This is a genomic window from Kitasatospora sp. NPDC098663 (assembly GCF_044760075.1).
Classification (GTDB): domain Bacteria; phylum Actinomycetota; class Actinomycetes; order Streptomycetales; family Streptomycetaceae; genus Kitasatospora.
In genome coordinates, this window is the sequence record NZ_JBIWAP010000003.1 from 40,689 (window position 1) to 54,435 (window position 13,747).

Below are 13,747 nucleotides of genomic sequence, written 5' to 3' on the forward strand. Positions count from 1 at the left end.
GAGTCAGCCGAAGGAGTGTCGGCCTGAGAAGTGTCGGCCTGAGGACTCCCGGCTGAAAGAGCCTCGGCCGGAGGAGCCGCGGCCGAGGGAGCCGGATCAGCCGAGGAAGGACAGCCGCACGGTCCGGCGTGGGTTGTCACCGTTGGTGTCGATCAGCACCACGGACTGCCAGATGCCGAGCGCCAGCTGGCCGCCGATCACCGGCAGGGTGGCGTGCGGGGCGACCAGGCCGGGCACCACGTGGTCCCGCCCGTGGCCGGGGCTGCCGTGCCGGTGGCGCCAGCGGTCGTCGGCGGGGAGCAGTTCGCGCAGGGTGGCGAGGAAGTCGTCGTCGCTGCCGGAGCCGGTCTCCAGGACGGCGATTCCGGCGGTGGCGTGCGGGACGAAGACGTTGAGCAGGCCGTCGCGGCCGGCGGCCCGTTCGGTGAGGAACGCGGCACAGCGGTCGGTGATGTCGAGCGCGACCTCTCGGCTGCCGGTGGTGATCTCGAAGGTGGTGGTCTGGAAGAGGCCCTGGTGGGTGGAGTGGATGTTGTCCGCCATGGCGCCATCCTGACCCACCTCGGCGGGCCTCGCGCAGCACCTCGCCGACTCCGCCTGCGGGGGCGGCGGCGTGCACTAGGGTGAGAGGTTTAGACCACATCGGCCCTGCCGGGGCGGTCCCGGAGCCGGGTACGCCGAAGACCCGACGGTCCGTGTGGTCCGCCGGGTCGGGGTCCCGATCCGCATCGGGTGGCCCGGGAGGCTCCGGGCCGCGGAGCCGTGGGCCCCGGGCCGACGGGCGCTAGCCGCGCCCGCCGAAGAGGCTTCGCCGCAGCCGGCGCAGTGGCGTCAGCAGCGAGATCCGCGCGTGACGACGCTTGGCCGTCGGGGCGTCCGCGCCGCGCGGCGTCAGCTCCCTTATCAACCCGAGCGCCTCGGCGGTGTCCACCGCCGGGAGCGCGGGCGCGCCGAGCACGGCCAGGTGTCGGTCGATCCGACGGCCGGTCGTGCCGACACCGCACTGGATCGCCGGCACGCGGGGCCGAGTCCGCACTTGCATGTGTTCCATCAGTTTTCCCACCCCTACGAGGCGCCAGGGCCGTGAGGCGAAGACTATCCGCGATGGACGGCCTTCGCGCAACCGTCCTTGGTGTTGTGCCACCGTACCGTGCGGCGTCAACTGACGATGCACCAGGGGCCACCAGGGCGATCACGACTAGGCATCAATGATGGTGCACGACCGGCCATCTGTCAGCAGTACCCGGGACACGGATCCGGCGCCCGGCCGCGCGGCGCGCGCCGGGCGCACGCAACCCCACACGCGTCCCGCAGTGTCCCTGCGGGCGGTCCGGCAGGCGGCCCGAGAGCCGTGAGGGGCGCGGCGGTGGGCACGACGCGGATGCCGCGGTGGATATAGGGGACAGCCGGGGCCGTCGACAAAGCGACCGGTCGACACCTCCAGGCTTCATGAAGTGAACACATCCGAGGGATTGACTCCCGGCAATCCTCCAAGCAATATCTATGAGAACCCGTGCGCGCCCGCATCGCACCCGGGCGTGTGTTCGAGTGATGAAGAACTCCGGCTCCCGCGAGCCACTGCCCGGCCGCCTCGACGCTGCGGTGGCCAGGCTCGCGAGGTGCCCGGAAAGGCGGCCGGCCGTAGAGGGTCGGCCGGGCCGCCGCCAGGCTGCCGGTGCCGCCCCGTTCAGGGCCCGGCACCGGCGGTTCCGGGCCCAGGGGCGACCATGGCCACGACTCCACGGCAGCCGGTCAACCCGGCCCGCCACCTCGGCCGATCACCCCGGCCGGACGTCCCCGCAGGTCGCACCCGGTGGATCGGTAGACTCGGCCAGCGTGCCCCTCCTCCTCAGCATCGTGCTCCCGGTCCACGGCGTGGAGCGGTTCCTGCCGCGCTGCCTCGACTCGATCCTCGGCGACGCCCCCGCCACGGAGTCCCGTTTCGAGGTGATCGCGGTCGACGACCTCTCCCCCGACGGCTCCGGCGCGATCCTGGACGCCTACGCGGCCCGCGACCCCCGGCTTCGGGTCCTGCACCTCACCGAGAACCAGGGCCTCGGCGGCGCCCGCACCGCCGCCCTGGCGCAGGTGCGCGGCGAGTACGTCTGGTTCGTGGACAGCGACGACTGGCTGCCCGAGCGGACGGTGGGCGCGATCCTGGATGAACTGGAGCAGGAGCGGGAGCGCGGGACCGGCGCGCCCGTCGACGTCCTGCTCACCGGCTTCACCCACGTCTACCCGGACGGCGGGACCGAGCCGAACCCCTGGCGCCACGTACTGGCCGACTCCCCGCTGGTCGAGGGGTGCACGCTGGCCGAGCACCCGGCGCTGTTCCAGACCGTGATGTCGGTCTGGAACAAGGTGTTCCGCCGCGCCTTCCTGGAGGGCCTCGGCGTCTCCTTCGGCCGCGGTTACTACGAGGACATCTCGGTCACCTACCCGGCGCTGCTGGCCGCCGAGCGGCTGCGCTACCTCGACCGCCCCTGCTACTTCTACCGGCGCGGCCGGGACGGCGCGATCACCGCCACCGCCTCCCCCAAGCACGCCGACGTGTTCGCCCAGTACGACGCGATCTTCGCCTTCCTGGACCGCCCGGACCGCCCCGGCCGGCCCGTCACCGACGCGCTGCGCACCCTGGTCTTCGACCGGACCGTCCGGCAGGCGCTGAACGTCTACGACACCCCCGGCCTGGTCCCCGTCGACCGGCGCAAGGACTTCTTCCGCCAGATCGCCCGGCACTTCGCCCGGCACCGCCCGACCGGTTACCGCTACCCCGGCGGCGTGCGCGGCGTGCAGTACCGGCTGGCCGCGCGCGGCGCCCGGATCGCGTACGCGGAGCTGCGCCGCACCGGGCAGCTGCCGCGCGAACTCAAGCGCGGGGCACGGGCGGTGGCCCCGGCCGTGAAGAAGGGCGTGCGCAGCGGCGCCCGGTTCACCGCGTACAACGCCTTCCGCCGGCTGCCGCTGGACGAACACCTGGCGGTCTACGCGGCGTACTGGCACCGGGGTTACGCGTGCAGCCCGGCGGCGATCTACGAGAAGGCCAGGGAGCTGGCGCCGCAGATCCGGGGCGTGTGGGTGGTGGAGAACCGCACGCAGGCCGCGGCCATGCCGCCCGGCGTGCCGTACGTGATCGTCAACACCCCGGCCTACCTCAAGGCGATGGCGACCGCCAAGTACTTCGTCAACAACGTCAACTTCCCGCGCACGATGGCGAAGCGGGCGGGCACCGTGCACGTGCAGACCCAACACGGCACCCCGCTCAAGGCGATGGGCATGGACCTGCGCGAACGCCCCGAAGCCGCCGAGGGGATGGACTTCGAGCGGCTCCAGGAGGCCGTCGACCGCTGGGACTTCCTGGTGTCCTCCAACCCGCACACCAGCGAGCACTTCACCCGCGCCTTCCCCGGCCGGTACGAGATGCTGGACACCGGCTACCCGCGCAACGACCGGCTGGCCGACACCACACCGGACGAAGTGCGGGCCATGCGCGAGCGGTTCGGGCTGCGGCCGGACACCACGGCCGTGCTGTACGCCCCGACCCACCGCGGCGACCAGGGTGGCTACGTGCCGCTGCTGGACGTCCGGGAGCTGGCCCGGCGGCTCGGCCCGGACTTCACCCTGCTGGTGCGCACGCACTACTTCCACACCGGCGGCCCGGGCGACCTGGCGGCGGGCGAGGGTTCGGCCGCGATCGTCGACGTCTCGGCGCACCCGACCGTGGAGGACCTCTACCTCGCGGCGGACACGCTGGTGACGGACTACTCGTCGATGATGTTCGACTACGCGGTGCTGGACCGTCCGGTCGTGATCTTCGCGCCGGACTGGGAGGAGTACCAGCGGGTGCGCGGCGTCTACTTCGACCTGTTCGAGCAGCCGCCGGGGGCCGTCACGGTGGACCCGGACGGGCTGGCGAAGGCGCTGCTGGCGGGCGATCCGGAGCCGGCTGCGCGGGCGCGCTTCCGGGCGCGGTTCTGCCCGTGGGACGACGGCGGGGCGGCGGAGCGGGTGGTGCGCCGGGTGTTCCCGGTGGAGTCCTGAGGCGTTCCGCTGCGCCCCGGGTGCCCGGTGGAGTCCTGAGGCGTTCCGCGGCGCTCCCAGTGCCCTGAGGAGCCGTGTGGCGCCGGGCCCGGCGCCGCCGGTACGGCGACCGGGCCCGGCGGCACGCTCAGCGCTGGCGGGCGGCCAGGAACTCGTCGAAGGTCAGGAAGCCCTGGTGGCGGGTGTCCATGGCGTGGATCAGGGCCTCGGCCATCGACAGGGTCACGGCGTGGTCGCCCATCTCGTTCGCGACCAGCGCGTATTCGGCCGGAGTGATCTTGCCGTCGCCGTTCTTGTCGAAACGGTCGAACATGGCCTTGATCGCCTCGGTGGTCTCCATCGTGCCCTCCTGGTACTGCGGGGTTGTGCTCTGTTCGGACGGGCGTACCCTACCCGGCCGTGGCGCGCGCCACGGTCGCCGGGAGTGGACGGCCGCGGGGGTGGTTGTCGTAGTCTGCGGATCTGATTGCAGGCCCGGGCTCCCCCCGGGCGATCGTTCGTCCAGGGAGGGACCATGCTCGATCTCGCCACCAGGCTGGTGCTGAAACCCGTCTCACGCGGTATCTGGCGGCCGACCATCGAGGGCATCGAGAACGTGCCGCGCAAGGGCGGGGTCATCCTGGCCAGCAACCACCTGTCCTTCATCGACAGCGTGGTGATCCCGCTCACCGCCCCGCGCCGGGTCCACTTCCTCGCCAAGGCCGAGTACTTCACCGGGACGGGGCTCAAGGGCCGGCTGTCCAAGGACTTCTTCGAGGCGATCGGCGCGGTGCCGGTCGAGCGCGGCACCTACCGTTCCGCTCAGGCCTCGCTGGAGTCGGCGCTGGAGATCCTGGAGGACGGCAAGGCCTTCGGCATCTACCCCGAGGGCACCCGGTCGCTGGACGGGCGGCTCTACCGGGGCAAGACGGGCGTCGCCTGGCTGGCGCTGACCGCGGGCGTGCCGGTGGTGCCGGTGGCGCTGGAGGGGCCGGAGCAGATCCTGCCGGTCGGCAAGCGGGTCCCGCGGGTCAAGAAGGTGACCGTCCGGTTCGGCGAGCCGCTGCACTTCGACGAGCTGCACGGGCAGGCCCGCTCGCTGAAGGCCCGTCGGCAGGTGACCGACGAGGTGATGGCGGCCATCCAGCGGCTCTCCGGCCAGGAGGTCGCGGAGACCTACAACGAGGCGCCGAAGGCCGCGTAGGCCCCGGCCGCGCGCCGCGCCGCATCACACCACGCCTCGCCTCGCCTCGCCTCGCCTCGCCCGCCCCGCCGCATCACACCTCGCCACATCACGTCGCGCCGCGCCCGGTCGGGCGCTCACACGTGTCCGAGCGCGGCCGGCTCCGGTACGACGGCGGCCGGCTCCGGCGCCTCCCGGCGCAGCAGTGCCGCGTAGCGGCCGTCCAGCTCCACCAGCTCCTCGTGGGTGCCGAGTTCGACCACCTCACCGCGGTCGAGGACGGCGATCTGGTCGGCGGCCCGGACGGTGGAGAGCCGGTGCGCGATGGTGATGGTGGTGCGGCCGGCGGCCAGGGTGTCCACGGCCTGCTGGACGGCCTGTTCGGTGCGGTTGTCGAGCGCGCTGGTGGCCTCGTCGAGGATCAGCACCGGCGGGTTGCGCAGGATCGTCCGGGCGAGCGCGAGGCGCTGCTTCTCCCCGCCGGAGAAGCGGTAGCCGCGCTCGCCGACCAGGGTGTCGTAGCCGTCCGGCAGGGCGGCGATGGTCTCGTGGACCTGCGCGGCCCGGGCGGCCTCGACCAGTTCGGCGTCGGTGGCCTCCGGTTTGGCGAAGCGCAGGTTCTCGGCGACCGAGGCGTGGAAGAGGTAGGTCTCCTGGGAGACCACGCCGACCGCGCGGGCCAGCGTGTCGAAGGACAGTTCGCGCACGTCCACGCCGTCGATGGTGACCCGGCCACCGGTGACGTCGTACAGCCGCGGGACGAGGTAGCTGAGCGTGGTCTTGCCGGAGCCCGTCTCACCGACCACGGCCAGCGAGCTCCCGGCCGGGACCTTGAGTTCGATCCCGGAGAGCGTCGGCCGCTCCTGCGCGGGGTCGTAGCGGAAGTCGACGTCCTCGAAGCGGACCTCGCCGCGGATGTCGGTCAGGTTCCGCGGCTTCGGCGGCTCGGCGATCTCCACCGGCAGGTCGAGGTACTCGAAGATGCGCTGGAAGAGCGCGAGCGAGGTCTGCACGTCCACGCCGGTGGAGAGCAGGCTGACGGTCGGGCGGAACAGACCCTGCTGGAGGGTGACGAAGGCGACCAGGGTGCCGACCGAGACGATCGGTGCGCCGCCCGCCGCGGACAGCCCCGCCGCCCAGTAGATGACCGCGGGCATCGCGGCCATGACGATCTGGATGGTGTTCATCCGCCAGCGCCCGGCCATGCTGGCCCGCACTTCGAGGTCGGCCAACTGGTCGGACTGCCCGGTGAACTCACGGGCGAGCGAGTCGGAGCGGCCCATCGTGCGGCCGAGCAGGATGCCGCTGACCGACAGCGACTCCTGGACCGCCGAACTCATCGCGGCCAGCTGCTTCTGCCGCTCGGTGGTGATCTTCTTGCGCTCGTTGCCGACCCGCCGGCTGATCCAGACGAACAGCGGGAGCAGCAGCAGCGAGACGACGGTGAGGCGCCAGTCGAGCGCGACCATGGCGACCACGGAGGCGATCACCGCGGTGAAGTTGGAGACCAAGCTGGTCGCGGTGGACGTCACGGTGGACTGCATGCCGCCGATGTCGTTGGCGATCCGGGACTGCACCTCGCCGGTGCGGGTGCGGGTGAAGAACGCCAGCGACTGCCGTTGCAGGTGGCTGTACACGGTGGTGCGCAGGTCGTGCATGACGCGCTGGCCGACGGTGGTGGAGATCAGCGTCTGCAGGACGTTGAAGATGCTGTTCACCACGGCCGCGAGAACCATGCCGAGCGCGAGCAGGCTGAGCAGCCCGGTGCGGCCCTGCGGGATCGCGGTGTCCAGGACCGCCTTGAGCAGGAACGGCGAGACCACCGACACCACGGCGGAGGCGGCCACCAGCAGCCCGACGACGGTGAGGCGGCCCGTGTACGGGCGGAAGAGGGCGAGGATGCGCCGCCACTGGGCCGGCGGGCGGGGCTCGCCCTGGGCGCGTTCGGGCGGGGTCCAGTTGATGGTGGTCGGTCTCAAGGGCAAACCTCCGTGGGTGGGGCGGTCGGACGGCCGCCAGCATAGCGAGAATAGCTCATAGTTAGACAAGCTAATAGTGAGGCTGGATCTATTCCCACGGCGACCGCCCCTCCGGCCGCCCGGCCGCCCGGCCCCTCGGACCGCCCCGACCGCGTCAGTTCGTCCGGTAGCTGCGCGCCGCCTTCGAGGACAGACCGCCCAGCCGGCCGGAGGGCAGCAGGCGGGCGAGGGCCACCACCGCCTTGTAACGCTTGCCCGGCACGGACACCGACCGGCCCCGGGCCAGGTCGCGCATCGCCTCCGCCACCACCCGCTCGGCCGAGAGCCAGGACCAGGCCGGGATGTTGCCGGTGCCCATGCCGGCCCGCTGGTGGAACTCCGTGCGGGTGAAGCCCGGGCAGAGCACCATCATCCGCACCCCGGTGCCGCCGAGGTCGCGCAGCACGCCCTGGGTGAAACTCACCACCCACGCCTTGCTCGCCCCGTACGTGCCGCGCGGCAGGAACGCCGCCACCGAGGCGACGTTCACGACCGCGCCGCGACCGCGCTCGCGCATCCCCGGCAGGGCCGCCGTGGTCAGCCGCAGGATCGCCTCGATGTGCACCTTCAGCATGTCCAGCTCGTCCTGGAGCGGGACGGTCCCGAACGCGCCCTTGTTGCCGAAACCGGCGTTGTTGACGAGCAGGTCCACCGGGCGGGCGGAGTCGGCGAGCCGGGCCTCGACGGCCGCGATGCCCTCGTCGGTGGCGAGGTCCGCGGTCAACACCTCCACCTCGACTCCGTACTCGGCGTGCAGGTCGGCGCTCGCACGCTCCAGGCGCCCGGTGTCCCGGGCCACCAGGACGAGCTGGTAGCCGCTGCGGGCGAGCCGGCGGGCGAACGCGGCTCCGATGCCGGCGGTCGCGCCGGTGATCAAGGCTGTGGTCATGCCCCCGACGGTACCGACTCACCGCGGCCGCGCCCACTCCGAATGGACTATCCCTGCCCGGCCATCTGCGGATGCAGGTACCGGACCGCGCCCGTACCGTTCGGACGGGGGCATCGCCCGACCGGGTGGTGACGCTCAACTGAGGAGGCACTTCTGATGCTTACTCACTGCCGCGCCCACGAGACCACGACCACGCCGACCTCGACGCGCGTCGAGACGGACACACTCGCGAGCCTGATGGTGGAGGACGAGGCCGTCGTGTCCGACGCGCCCACGTACTCGCCCGAAGCCCTCGGACTCCTGCTGCTGGCGCTGTTGCTGTCGCCGAAGCCGCCGAAGGAGAAGTCGACCCGCTAGCAACCGGGCGACCCGATCACCGACCCGCCAACCGGGCGGCCCGATCGCGGGGCCGGTCCACCGGCGTGGACCGGCCCACCCCTTCCCCGGCTCCTCGGCGGGCCTGCGCGAACCGGCGCCCGCGAACCCACGGCCCGCGAGGCCGCCCGCCGGGGGCTCCCCGACCAGGAGGAACACCACCGATGCCCTTCGCCGAGACGCCACTGCGCGACGCGTACGCCGCAGCCGTCGAACGGGTGGCGCGCCGGACTCTCGACGCCCTCCGGGGCGACGGGGGCGCAGCCGCGCTCGCGGACCCGGACGGCGCCGTACCGCGCCCGACACTGGCCGCGCTGCGGGTGCTCGGCGCGGACCTCTTCGCCCCGCAACTCCTCACCGGAGCCGCGCCCGACGGGCCCACCGCCGCGCTGCTGGCCGAGGCGCGGCAGGCCTTTCCGGCACCGGCCTCGGTGTCGGACTCGGTGTCGGACTCGGTGTCGGACTCGGTGTCGGACTCGGTGTCGGACTCGGCCGACGCCGCGCTGGTGATCGCATGGCAGGACTGGGCGGCCGGGCAGGTGCTCGCCCGCACGCCGTACGGAACCGGCGCCCCGCCGACCGTGCCGCCCGTGCCGCCCGTGCCGCCTCCGGGCCCGGAGGCCGTCGGCTGGCAGACCTGGTCGGTACGGATGGCCCAGCTGTCCGTCCTGGCACTGCCCGGGCTCGACGGTCCGGTGCACGACACCGCCCGCGCGCACACCCTCGCCCTCGCCCGCGGCGCCGTCCGCTCGATGCTCCGCCGCGACCTCCCCACCGCCGCCCGGCTCGCCCGCTGGCTCGCCTGGGCCGGCGCCGAGGGCCGGCCGCTGCGGCTGGAGGTCGAGCCCGTCCTGGAACGCATCCGGCTGGCCGGTAACGGCAGTGCCCGCACCGGACTTGAGCTGGCCGTCGCCCGTCGGTTGCTCGACCGCTCCTCCCGCCCGCCGACCGACCGACGGAGCCGGGTCCGATGACCGACACCCACGTCCTCGCCACCGCGCAGCGGCTCGCCTCCCGAGCGCTGGCCTGGCTGCACGCCTCCCACGCCGACGGCCTCGGCCTGATCCCGGACAACACCGTGGTCGACCTCTCCGACCCCGACGACGCCTACAAGCCGCTCGGCGAGATCGCGCTGGCCGCTTCACTGATCCTGCGCGACGGCGTCACCGGGCCCACCGAGGCCCGCACCGCACGCGAGCTGCTCGACCACGCCTGGGCGCAACTGCGCGAGGGCGACCTGCTGTACGAACGGCAGCTGCGCCACTTCACCATGACCGACCCGCTGGAGACCTACGCCCACTTCGCCCGGGCCGGCTACCGCCACCCGGCGCTGGAGGAACTGCTCGACTCGCTCAGCCGGTTGCGGGCCGCGCACGCCGAGGAGATCCACCCCAACCGGCGCCTGGGGGTCGCCAACGCCCGACGGGTCATCGGGCTCGCCCACCAGCCGGACTGGGCCGCACTCGCCGCCGGCACCTGGCTGGGCGCCACGCCCGAGCCGTGGGCCGTCAACTGGACGACCGGCTACGACATCACCCACACCGTCTTCCACCTCACGGACTGGGGCGCCCGCCCGGACGGCCTGCCGGAGCCGATGCGCGACCACGTGCGCGACTGGCTGCCGGCCTGGCTCGACATCTGGCTGGAGATCGGCCAGTGGGACCTCGCCGCCGAACTCCTCGTGGTCGACGCGTGCATCGGTGAGCCGGCCACCGGGCGGCAGGGCTGGGACGCGCTGGCCGCCGTCCAGCACGAGGACGGCCTGCTGCCGCGCGACGCCGACCCGGTCGACGAGGACCGCGAGCGGGCGTTCCAGGACCACCGGCACACCGCCGTCGTCGCGGTGGTGGCCGGTGGCATCACGCTCGCCCGGGCGCTCGGGGCCACTGCGGCGGTCGCGTGAACGGGCTGGGTCCGGCGGTCGCGGAGGTGGTGCGCGCGGCCGGACCGTACGCCAGCGCCGTCACGGTCGCCGTCGCGCGCGGGGACGCGGACGAGGTGCACTGCCACGGGCGGCTCGGGCACGGGCGGACAGCCGCGTGTTCGCCGGACACCGTCTTCGAACTCGGTTCGGTCAGCAAGACCTTCACCGCGCTGCTGCTGGCACAGATGGCCGCGCACAAAGACGTCTCCCTGGACGACACGGTGGAACGCCGCCTGCCGCGCCTCTGGCGCCCGGTGACCGTCCGCTCCCCCGAGCCGATCCGGCTGCTGCACCTGGCCACCCACACCTCGGGCCTGCCCCGGCTGCCGCCCGGACTGGCCGCGCGCGCCGTGCCGACCTGGTTCACCAATCCGTACGTCGCGTTCGGGGACGAACAGTTGAGGTCCGGCGTGGCCCGAACCACCGTACGGTGCAGGCCCGGCAGCCGGTACCGGTACTCCAACTACGGCGTCGCGCTGCTCGGCCGGGTGCTCGCCGAGACGGGCGGGTCGCCCTACGGGGAACTGCTCGCCGAACGGGTCCTCCGGCCGCTGGGCCTCGGTGCCACCACCTGTACGGCGGACCCGCCGGGGCGGGCGGTCGGGTACCGGCGCGGACAGGAACTGCCGCCCTGGCACATCCCCGGACTGCCGGGGGCCGGCGCGCTCCGGGCCAGCGGGGCCGACCTGTTGCGCTACCTCAGGGCGCATCTCGACGGTGGCCACGGCGAGTTGGCGTCCGCGCTGCGCGAGGTCCAGCGGCCGCGGCTGCGGCTACCGCGCTCGACGGACCAGCTGTGCCTGGTGTGGAACCACCGCCGCCCGGGCGGGCGCGACCTGTACTTCCACGCCGGGGCGACCCGGGGGTTCACCGCCTTCGTCGGTTTCTCACCCCAGGCGTCGACCGCGGTGGCGGCCCTGGCCAACACCGGGCCGTCGCTGGACGGGCGGTTCCTCCGGGCGGCGTACGAGGTGTTGCGGGCGGCTTAGGACCCGACCTGAGGGGTGCGGCGCTGCCCGATTGCGGCACGGGCGGCGGGAAGCGGGCGGCGGGCGGCGGGTGGCGACGGGCCTAGGCTGCCACGGCTTTGGCTCGGTCGGCGGCGATGTGGACGGCGAGGCCGCCGAGGACCGTCCCCATCGCATACCGCTGGACCCTCAGCCAGGCGGGACGGCGGTCGAGGAAGGACGCGATGCCCCCCGCGCTCACCGCGATCAATCCGTTGACGGCGACCGCCACCACGATCTGGATCAGCCCCAGCACCAGGCTCTGCACCGCGACGTGACCGCGCTCGGGCGCCACGAACTGGGGCAGCAGCGAGATGTACATGATGGCGATCTTGGGGTTGAGCAGGCAGGTCAGGAAGCCCATCGCGAACAGCCGGCGCGGCGGGTCCGGCGGCAGCTGCTGCGGGGCGAACACCGCCGTACCACCCGGACGGACGGCCTTCCAGGCCAGCCACAGCAGGTAGCCGGCACCGGCCAGCTTGATCGCGGTGTAGAGGGCGGGCACCACCGAGAACACGGCGGCCACGCCCGCCGTCACCGCGGCCAGGTAGACCAGGAAGCCGGCCGCGACCCCGACCAGCGACAGCAGCCCGGCGCGGCGGCCCTGGGCGATCGACCGGGAGACCAGGTAGATCATGTTGGGCCCCGGTGTCAGCACCATCCCGAGCGCCACGGCGGCGATCCCGAGTACGGCGTGCCCGCCCACGGCGGACAGGGCGGATGCGGCGGGAGCGGCGGGGGTCGGTGCTTCCATGCGAGGAGGCTAGGCCCGGCGTCGATCTCAATGCAATGATGACTTTGCCCTCGGTGCAATGCCGGTGCGATGCCGCGCAATGCCGTCACCTTGCGTGGAGAGGTCCCGCCGATGGACGACTACCGACTGATCGCCGACGAGATCGCCGACGCCATCACCGGCGGGCGGCTGCGACCGGGCCGGCAACTGCCCACCCAGCGCGCCTTCGCCCGCAGCCGGGGCATCGCCAACTCCACGGCGGGGCGCGTCTACCGGGAACTGGCCCGGCGCGGACTGACCACCGGGGAGGTCGGGCGCGGCACCTTCGTCCGGGCCAGGCAGGGGGCCGGCGGCGGGGCAACCGGCGGGCAGGTGGCACTCGCCGAACCGGCCGGCGCGCCGGTGGACCTGGAACTCAACTACCCCACCGTCCCGGAGCAGGCCGAACTGCTGGCCGCCGGACTGGCGCCGCTGCTCCGGGCCGACGCGCTGGGTGCCGCACTCGCACCGGTGGGTGCGGCCGGGACGGGCGCGGCCCGGCAGGCGTTTGCGGCACTGCTGTCGGACGAACGTCGGACGGGCGGTGGCCGGATGGACGGCGACCGGTCGGGCGGGGATCGGTCGGGCGGGGATCGGTCGGGTGGGGGTCGGGAGGTCACCCCGGAGATCGCCGGGGAGGAGTTGCTGTTCGCGGGCAACGGACGGCAAGCCGTCGCTGCGGCACTGTCCGCGCTGGTGCCACCCGGCCACCGGCTGGGGGTGGAGGCGCTGACCTACCCGGTGGTCAAGGCCGTCGCCCAGCGGCTGGGCATCACACTCGTGCCACTGGCCGTCGACGAGCACGGGCTGCTGCCCGACGCCGTGGCCACCGCCCACCGGACCGCGCCGCTGCGCGCCGTCTACGTCCAGCCGAGGCTGCAGAACCCGCTCGGCGGGAGCCTGCCGTACGAGCGGACGGCCGCCCTCGCCGGGGAGCTGCGCCGCCTCGACCTGCCGGTCGTCGAGGACGCGATCTGGTCCTTCCTCCGCCCGGAGCTGACCGCCCTCGCCGGCCTCGCACCGGAACGCACCGTCCTCGTCGACAGCCTCTCCAAGCGGCTCGCGCCCGGACTGACCACCGGGTTCGCGGTCGTCCCCGCCGCGATGCGCGAGCGGATCGCGGGCGCACTGCGCTCGGGCGGCTGGACGCCCAGCGGGTTCGCCCTGGAGGCGGCCGTGCGCTGGATCGGAGACGGCACCGTGGCCGAGATCGCGGCGGCCAAGCGCGCCGACGCCGTCGCGCGTCAGTTGCTGGCGCGCGAGGTGCTGGCGGGGCAGCGCGTCCGGGCCGACCCCTGCTCGTACTACCTGTGGTGGGAGCTGCCGGCGGCCTGGCGGGCGGAGACGTTCGTCGCGGCGGCGGCGCGGGCGAGCATCGCCGTCACACCCGCGGCGGCGTTCGCCGCCGACCCCCGGCGCTCCCCGTCCGCCGTCCGGGTCGCCCTGGCCTCGCCGCCACTGCCCGTGCTGGCACGAGCGCTGGAGACGCTCGCGCGGATCGCGCGGGGGACGGCGGAGGAGTGGATGGAGTGACGGGCGGCCGGGCGGCCGGGCAGACG

General features: G+C 73.6%; 13 protein-coding genes. 7 read left to right on the plus strand and 6 right to left on the minus strand.

Annotated elements, in window-relative coordinates:
• Positions 1-96: 96 nt before the first annotated feature.
• Positions 97-543 carry a YjbQ family protein gene (locus tag ACIQVZ_RS03890; RefSeq protein WP_402446966.1) on the minus strand — a complete coding sequence of 149 codons (447 nt, stop codon included), beginning with the start codon at positions 541-543 and terminating at the stop codon, positions 97-99.
• A gap of 241 nt (positions 544-784) precedes the next feature.
• The gene (locus tag ACIQVZ_RS03895) at positions 785-1,051 is read right to left on the minus strand and encodes a hypothetical protein (RefSeq protein ID WP_063349971.1); all 267 of its coding nucleotides are present in this window, start codon (positions 1,049-1,051) and stop codon (positions 785-787) included.
• Between the two features lie 785 nt (positions 1,052-1,836).
• Between ACIQVZ_RS03895 and ACIQVZ_RS03900 the strand changes: the two genes are divergently transcribed.
• Positions 1,837-4,041, plus strand: coding sequence for a CDP-glycerol glycerophosphotransferase family protein (locus ACIQVZ_RS03900; protein WP_402446969.1), 2,205 nt, complete (start codon positions 1,837-1,839; stop codon positions 4,039-4,041).
• A 127-nt stretch (positions 4,042-4,168) separates the two neighbouring features.
• Here ACIQVZ_RS03900 and ACIQVZ_RS03905 read toward each other — a convergent pair whose 3' ends face one another.
• Positions 4,169-4,381, minus strand: a complete 213-nt coding sequence (locus tag ACIQVZ_RS03905; protein WP_063349969.1) for an EF-hand domain-containing protein — start codon at positions 4,379-4,381, stop codon at positions 4,169-4,171.
• Between the two features lie 174 nt (positions 4,382-4,555).
• On the opposite strand from ACIQVZ_RS03905, the gene ACIQVZ_RS03910 reads away from it, so the two are divergent.
• Positions 4,556-5,224 (plus strand): lysophospholipid acyltransferase family protein, encoded by a 669-nt coding sequence (locus ACIQVZ_RS03910; protein ID WP_350875236.1) that lies wholly within the window; start codon positions 4,556-4,558, stop codon positions 5,222-5,224.
• A gap of 116 nt (positions 5,225-5,340) precedes the next feature.
• Here the strand turns inward: ACIQVZ_RS03910 and ACIQVZ_RS03915 are convergent, their stop codons facing one another.
• Together ACIQVZ_RS03915 and ACIQVZ_RS03920 are read right to left on the minus strand one after the other, a co-directional pair.
• On the minus strand, positions 5,341-7,182 hold the full coding sequence (locus tag ACIQVZ_RS03915; protein ID WP_350875234.1) for an ABC transporter ATP-binding protein: 1,842 nt from the start codon (positions 7,180-7,182) through the stop codon (positions 5,341-5,343).
• Between the two features lie 154 nt (positions 7,183-7,336).
• Positions 7,337-8,110, minus strand: a complete 774-nt coding sequence (locus ACIQVZ_RS03920) for an SDR family NAD(P)-dependent oxidoreductase (protein ID WP_402446973.1) — start codon at positions 8,108-8,110, stop codon at positions 7,337-7,339.
• Positions 8,111-8,266: 156 nt separating this feature from the next.
• On the opposite strand from ACIQVZ_RS03920, the gene ACIQVZ_RS03925 reads away from it, so the two are divergent.
• The 4 genes from ACIQVZ_RS03925 to ACIQVZ_RS03940 all read left to right on the plus strand — a co-directional run bounded on the left by ACIQVZ_RS03925 (position 8,267) and on the right by ACIQVZ_RS03940 (position 11,398).
• Positions 8,267-8,467 carry a hypothetical protein gene (locus tag ACIQVZ_RS03925; RefSeq protein ID WP_350875230.1) on the plus strand — a complete coding sequence of 67 codons (201 nt, stop codon included), beginning with the start codon at positions 8,267-8,269 and terminating at the stop codon, positions 8,465-8,467.
• A gap of 182 nt (positions 8,468-8,649) precedes the next feature.
• Entirely contained in the window at positions 8,650-9,459 is an 810-nt protein-coding gene (locus tag ACIQVZ_RS03930) for a hypothetical protein (protein WP_402446976.1), read from the plus strand.
• Entirely contained in the window at positions 9,456-10,388 is a 933-nt protein-coding gene (locus ACIQVZ_RS03935) for a DUF6895 family protein (protein WP_402446979.1), read from the plus strand. Before ACIQVZ_RS03930 ends, ACIQVZ_RS03935 begins: the two co-directional genes overlap by 4 nt.
• Positions 10,385-11,398 (plus strand): serine hydrolase domain-containing protein, encoded by a 1,014-nt coding sequence (locus ACIQVZ_RS03940; protein ID WP_402446981.1) that lies wholly within the window; start codon positions 10,385-10,387, stop codon positions 11,396-11,398. The genes ACIQVZ_RS03935 and ACIQVZ_RS03940 overlap by 4 nt, the downstream gene beginning before the upstream one ends.
• Positions 11,399-11,480: 82 nt before the next feature.
• Here ACIQVZ_RS03940 and ACIQVZ_RS03945 read toward each other — a convergent pair whose 3' ends face one another.
• Positions 11,481-12,077, minus strand: coding sequence for a LysE family translocator (locus ACIQVZ_RS03945; RefSeq protein ID WP_402447366.1), 597 nt, complete (start codon positions 12,075-12,077; stop codon positions 11,481-11,483).
• A gap of 204 nt (positions 12,078-12,281) precedes the next feature.
• Here ACIQVZ_RS03945 and ACIQVZ_RS03950 point away from each other — a divergent pair, with 204 nt between their 5' ends.
• On the plus strand, positions 12,282-13,721 hold the full coding sequence (locus tag ACIQVZ_RS03950; RefSeq protein WP_402446984.1) for a PLP-dependent aminotransferase family protein: 1,440 nt from the start codon (positions 12,282-12,284) through the stop codon (positions 13,719-13,721).
• The last annotated feature ends 26 nt before the right edge of the window (positions 13,722-13,747 follow it).

Excerpts from the sequence above, each read along its gene's own strand:
- ACIQVZ_RS03930 (WP_402446976.1), top strand. The coding sequence starts at position 8,650 with ATGCCCTTCGCCGAGACGCCACTGCGCGACGCGTACGCCGCAGCCGTC.
- ACIQVZ_RS03950 (WP_402446984.1), top strand. The coding sequence starts at position 12,282 with ATGGACGACTACCGACTGATCGCCGACGAGATCGCCGACGCCATCACC.
- ACIQVZ_RS03895 (WP_063349971.1), bottom strand. The coding sequence starts at position 1,051 with ATGGAACACATGCAAGTGCGGACTCGGCCCCGCGTGCCGGCGATCCAG.
- ACIQVZ_RS03935 (WP_402446979.1), top strand. The coding sequence starts at position 9,456 with ATGACCGACACCCACGTCCTCGCCACCGCGCAGCGGCTCGCCTCCCGA.
- ACIQVZ_RS03925 (WP_350875230.1), top strand. The coding sequence starts at position 8,267 with ATGCTTACTCACTGCCGCGCCCACGAGACCACGACCACGCCGACCTCG.
- ACIQVZ_RS03945 (WP_402447366.1), bottom strand. The coding sequence starts at position 12,077 with ATGGTGCTGACACCGGGGCCCAACATGATCTACCTGGTCTCCCGGTCG.
- ACIQVZ_RS03890 (WP_402446966.1), bottom strand. The coding sequence starts at position 543 with ATGGCGGACAACATCCACTCCACCCACCAGGGCCTCTTCCAGACCACC.
- ACIQVZ_RS03910 (WP_350875236.1), top strand. The coding sequence starts at position 4,556 with ATGCTCGATCTCGCCACCAGGCTGGTGCTGAAACCCGTCTCACGCGGT.
- ACIQVZ_RS03905 (WP_063349969.1), bottom strand. The coding sequence starts at position 4,381 with ATGGAGACCACCGAGGCGATCAAGGCCATGTTCGACCGTTTCGACAAG.
- ACIQVZ_RS03920 (WP_402446973.1), bottom strand. The coding sequence starts at position 8,110 with ATGACCACAGCCTTGATCACCGGCGCGACCGCCGGCATCGGAGCCGCG.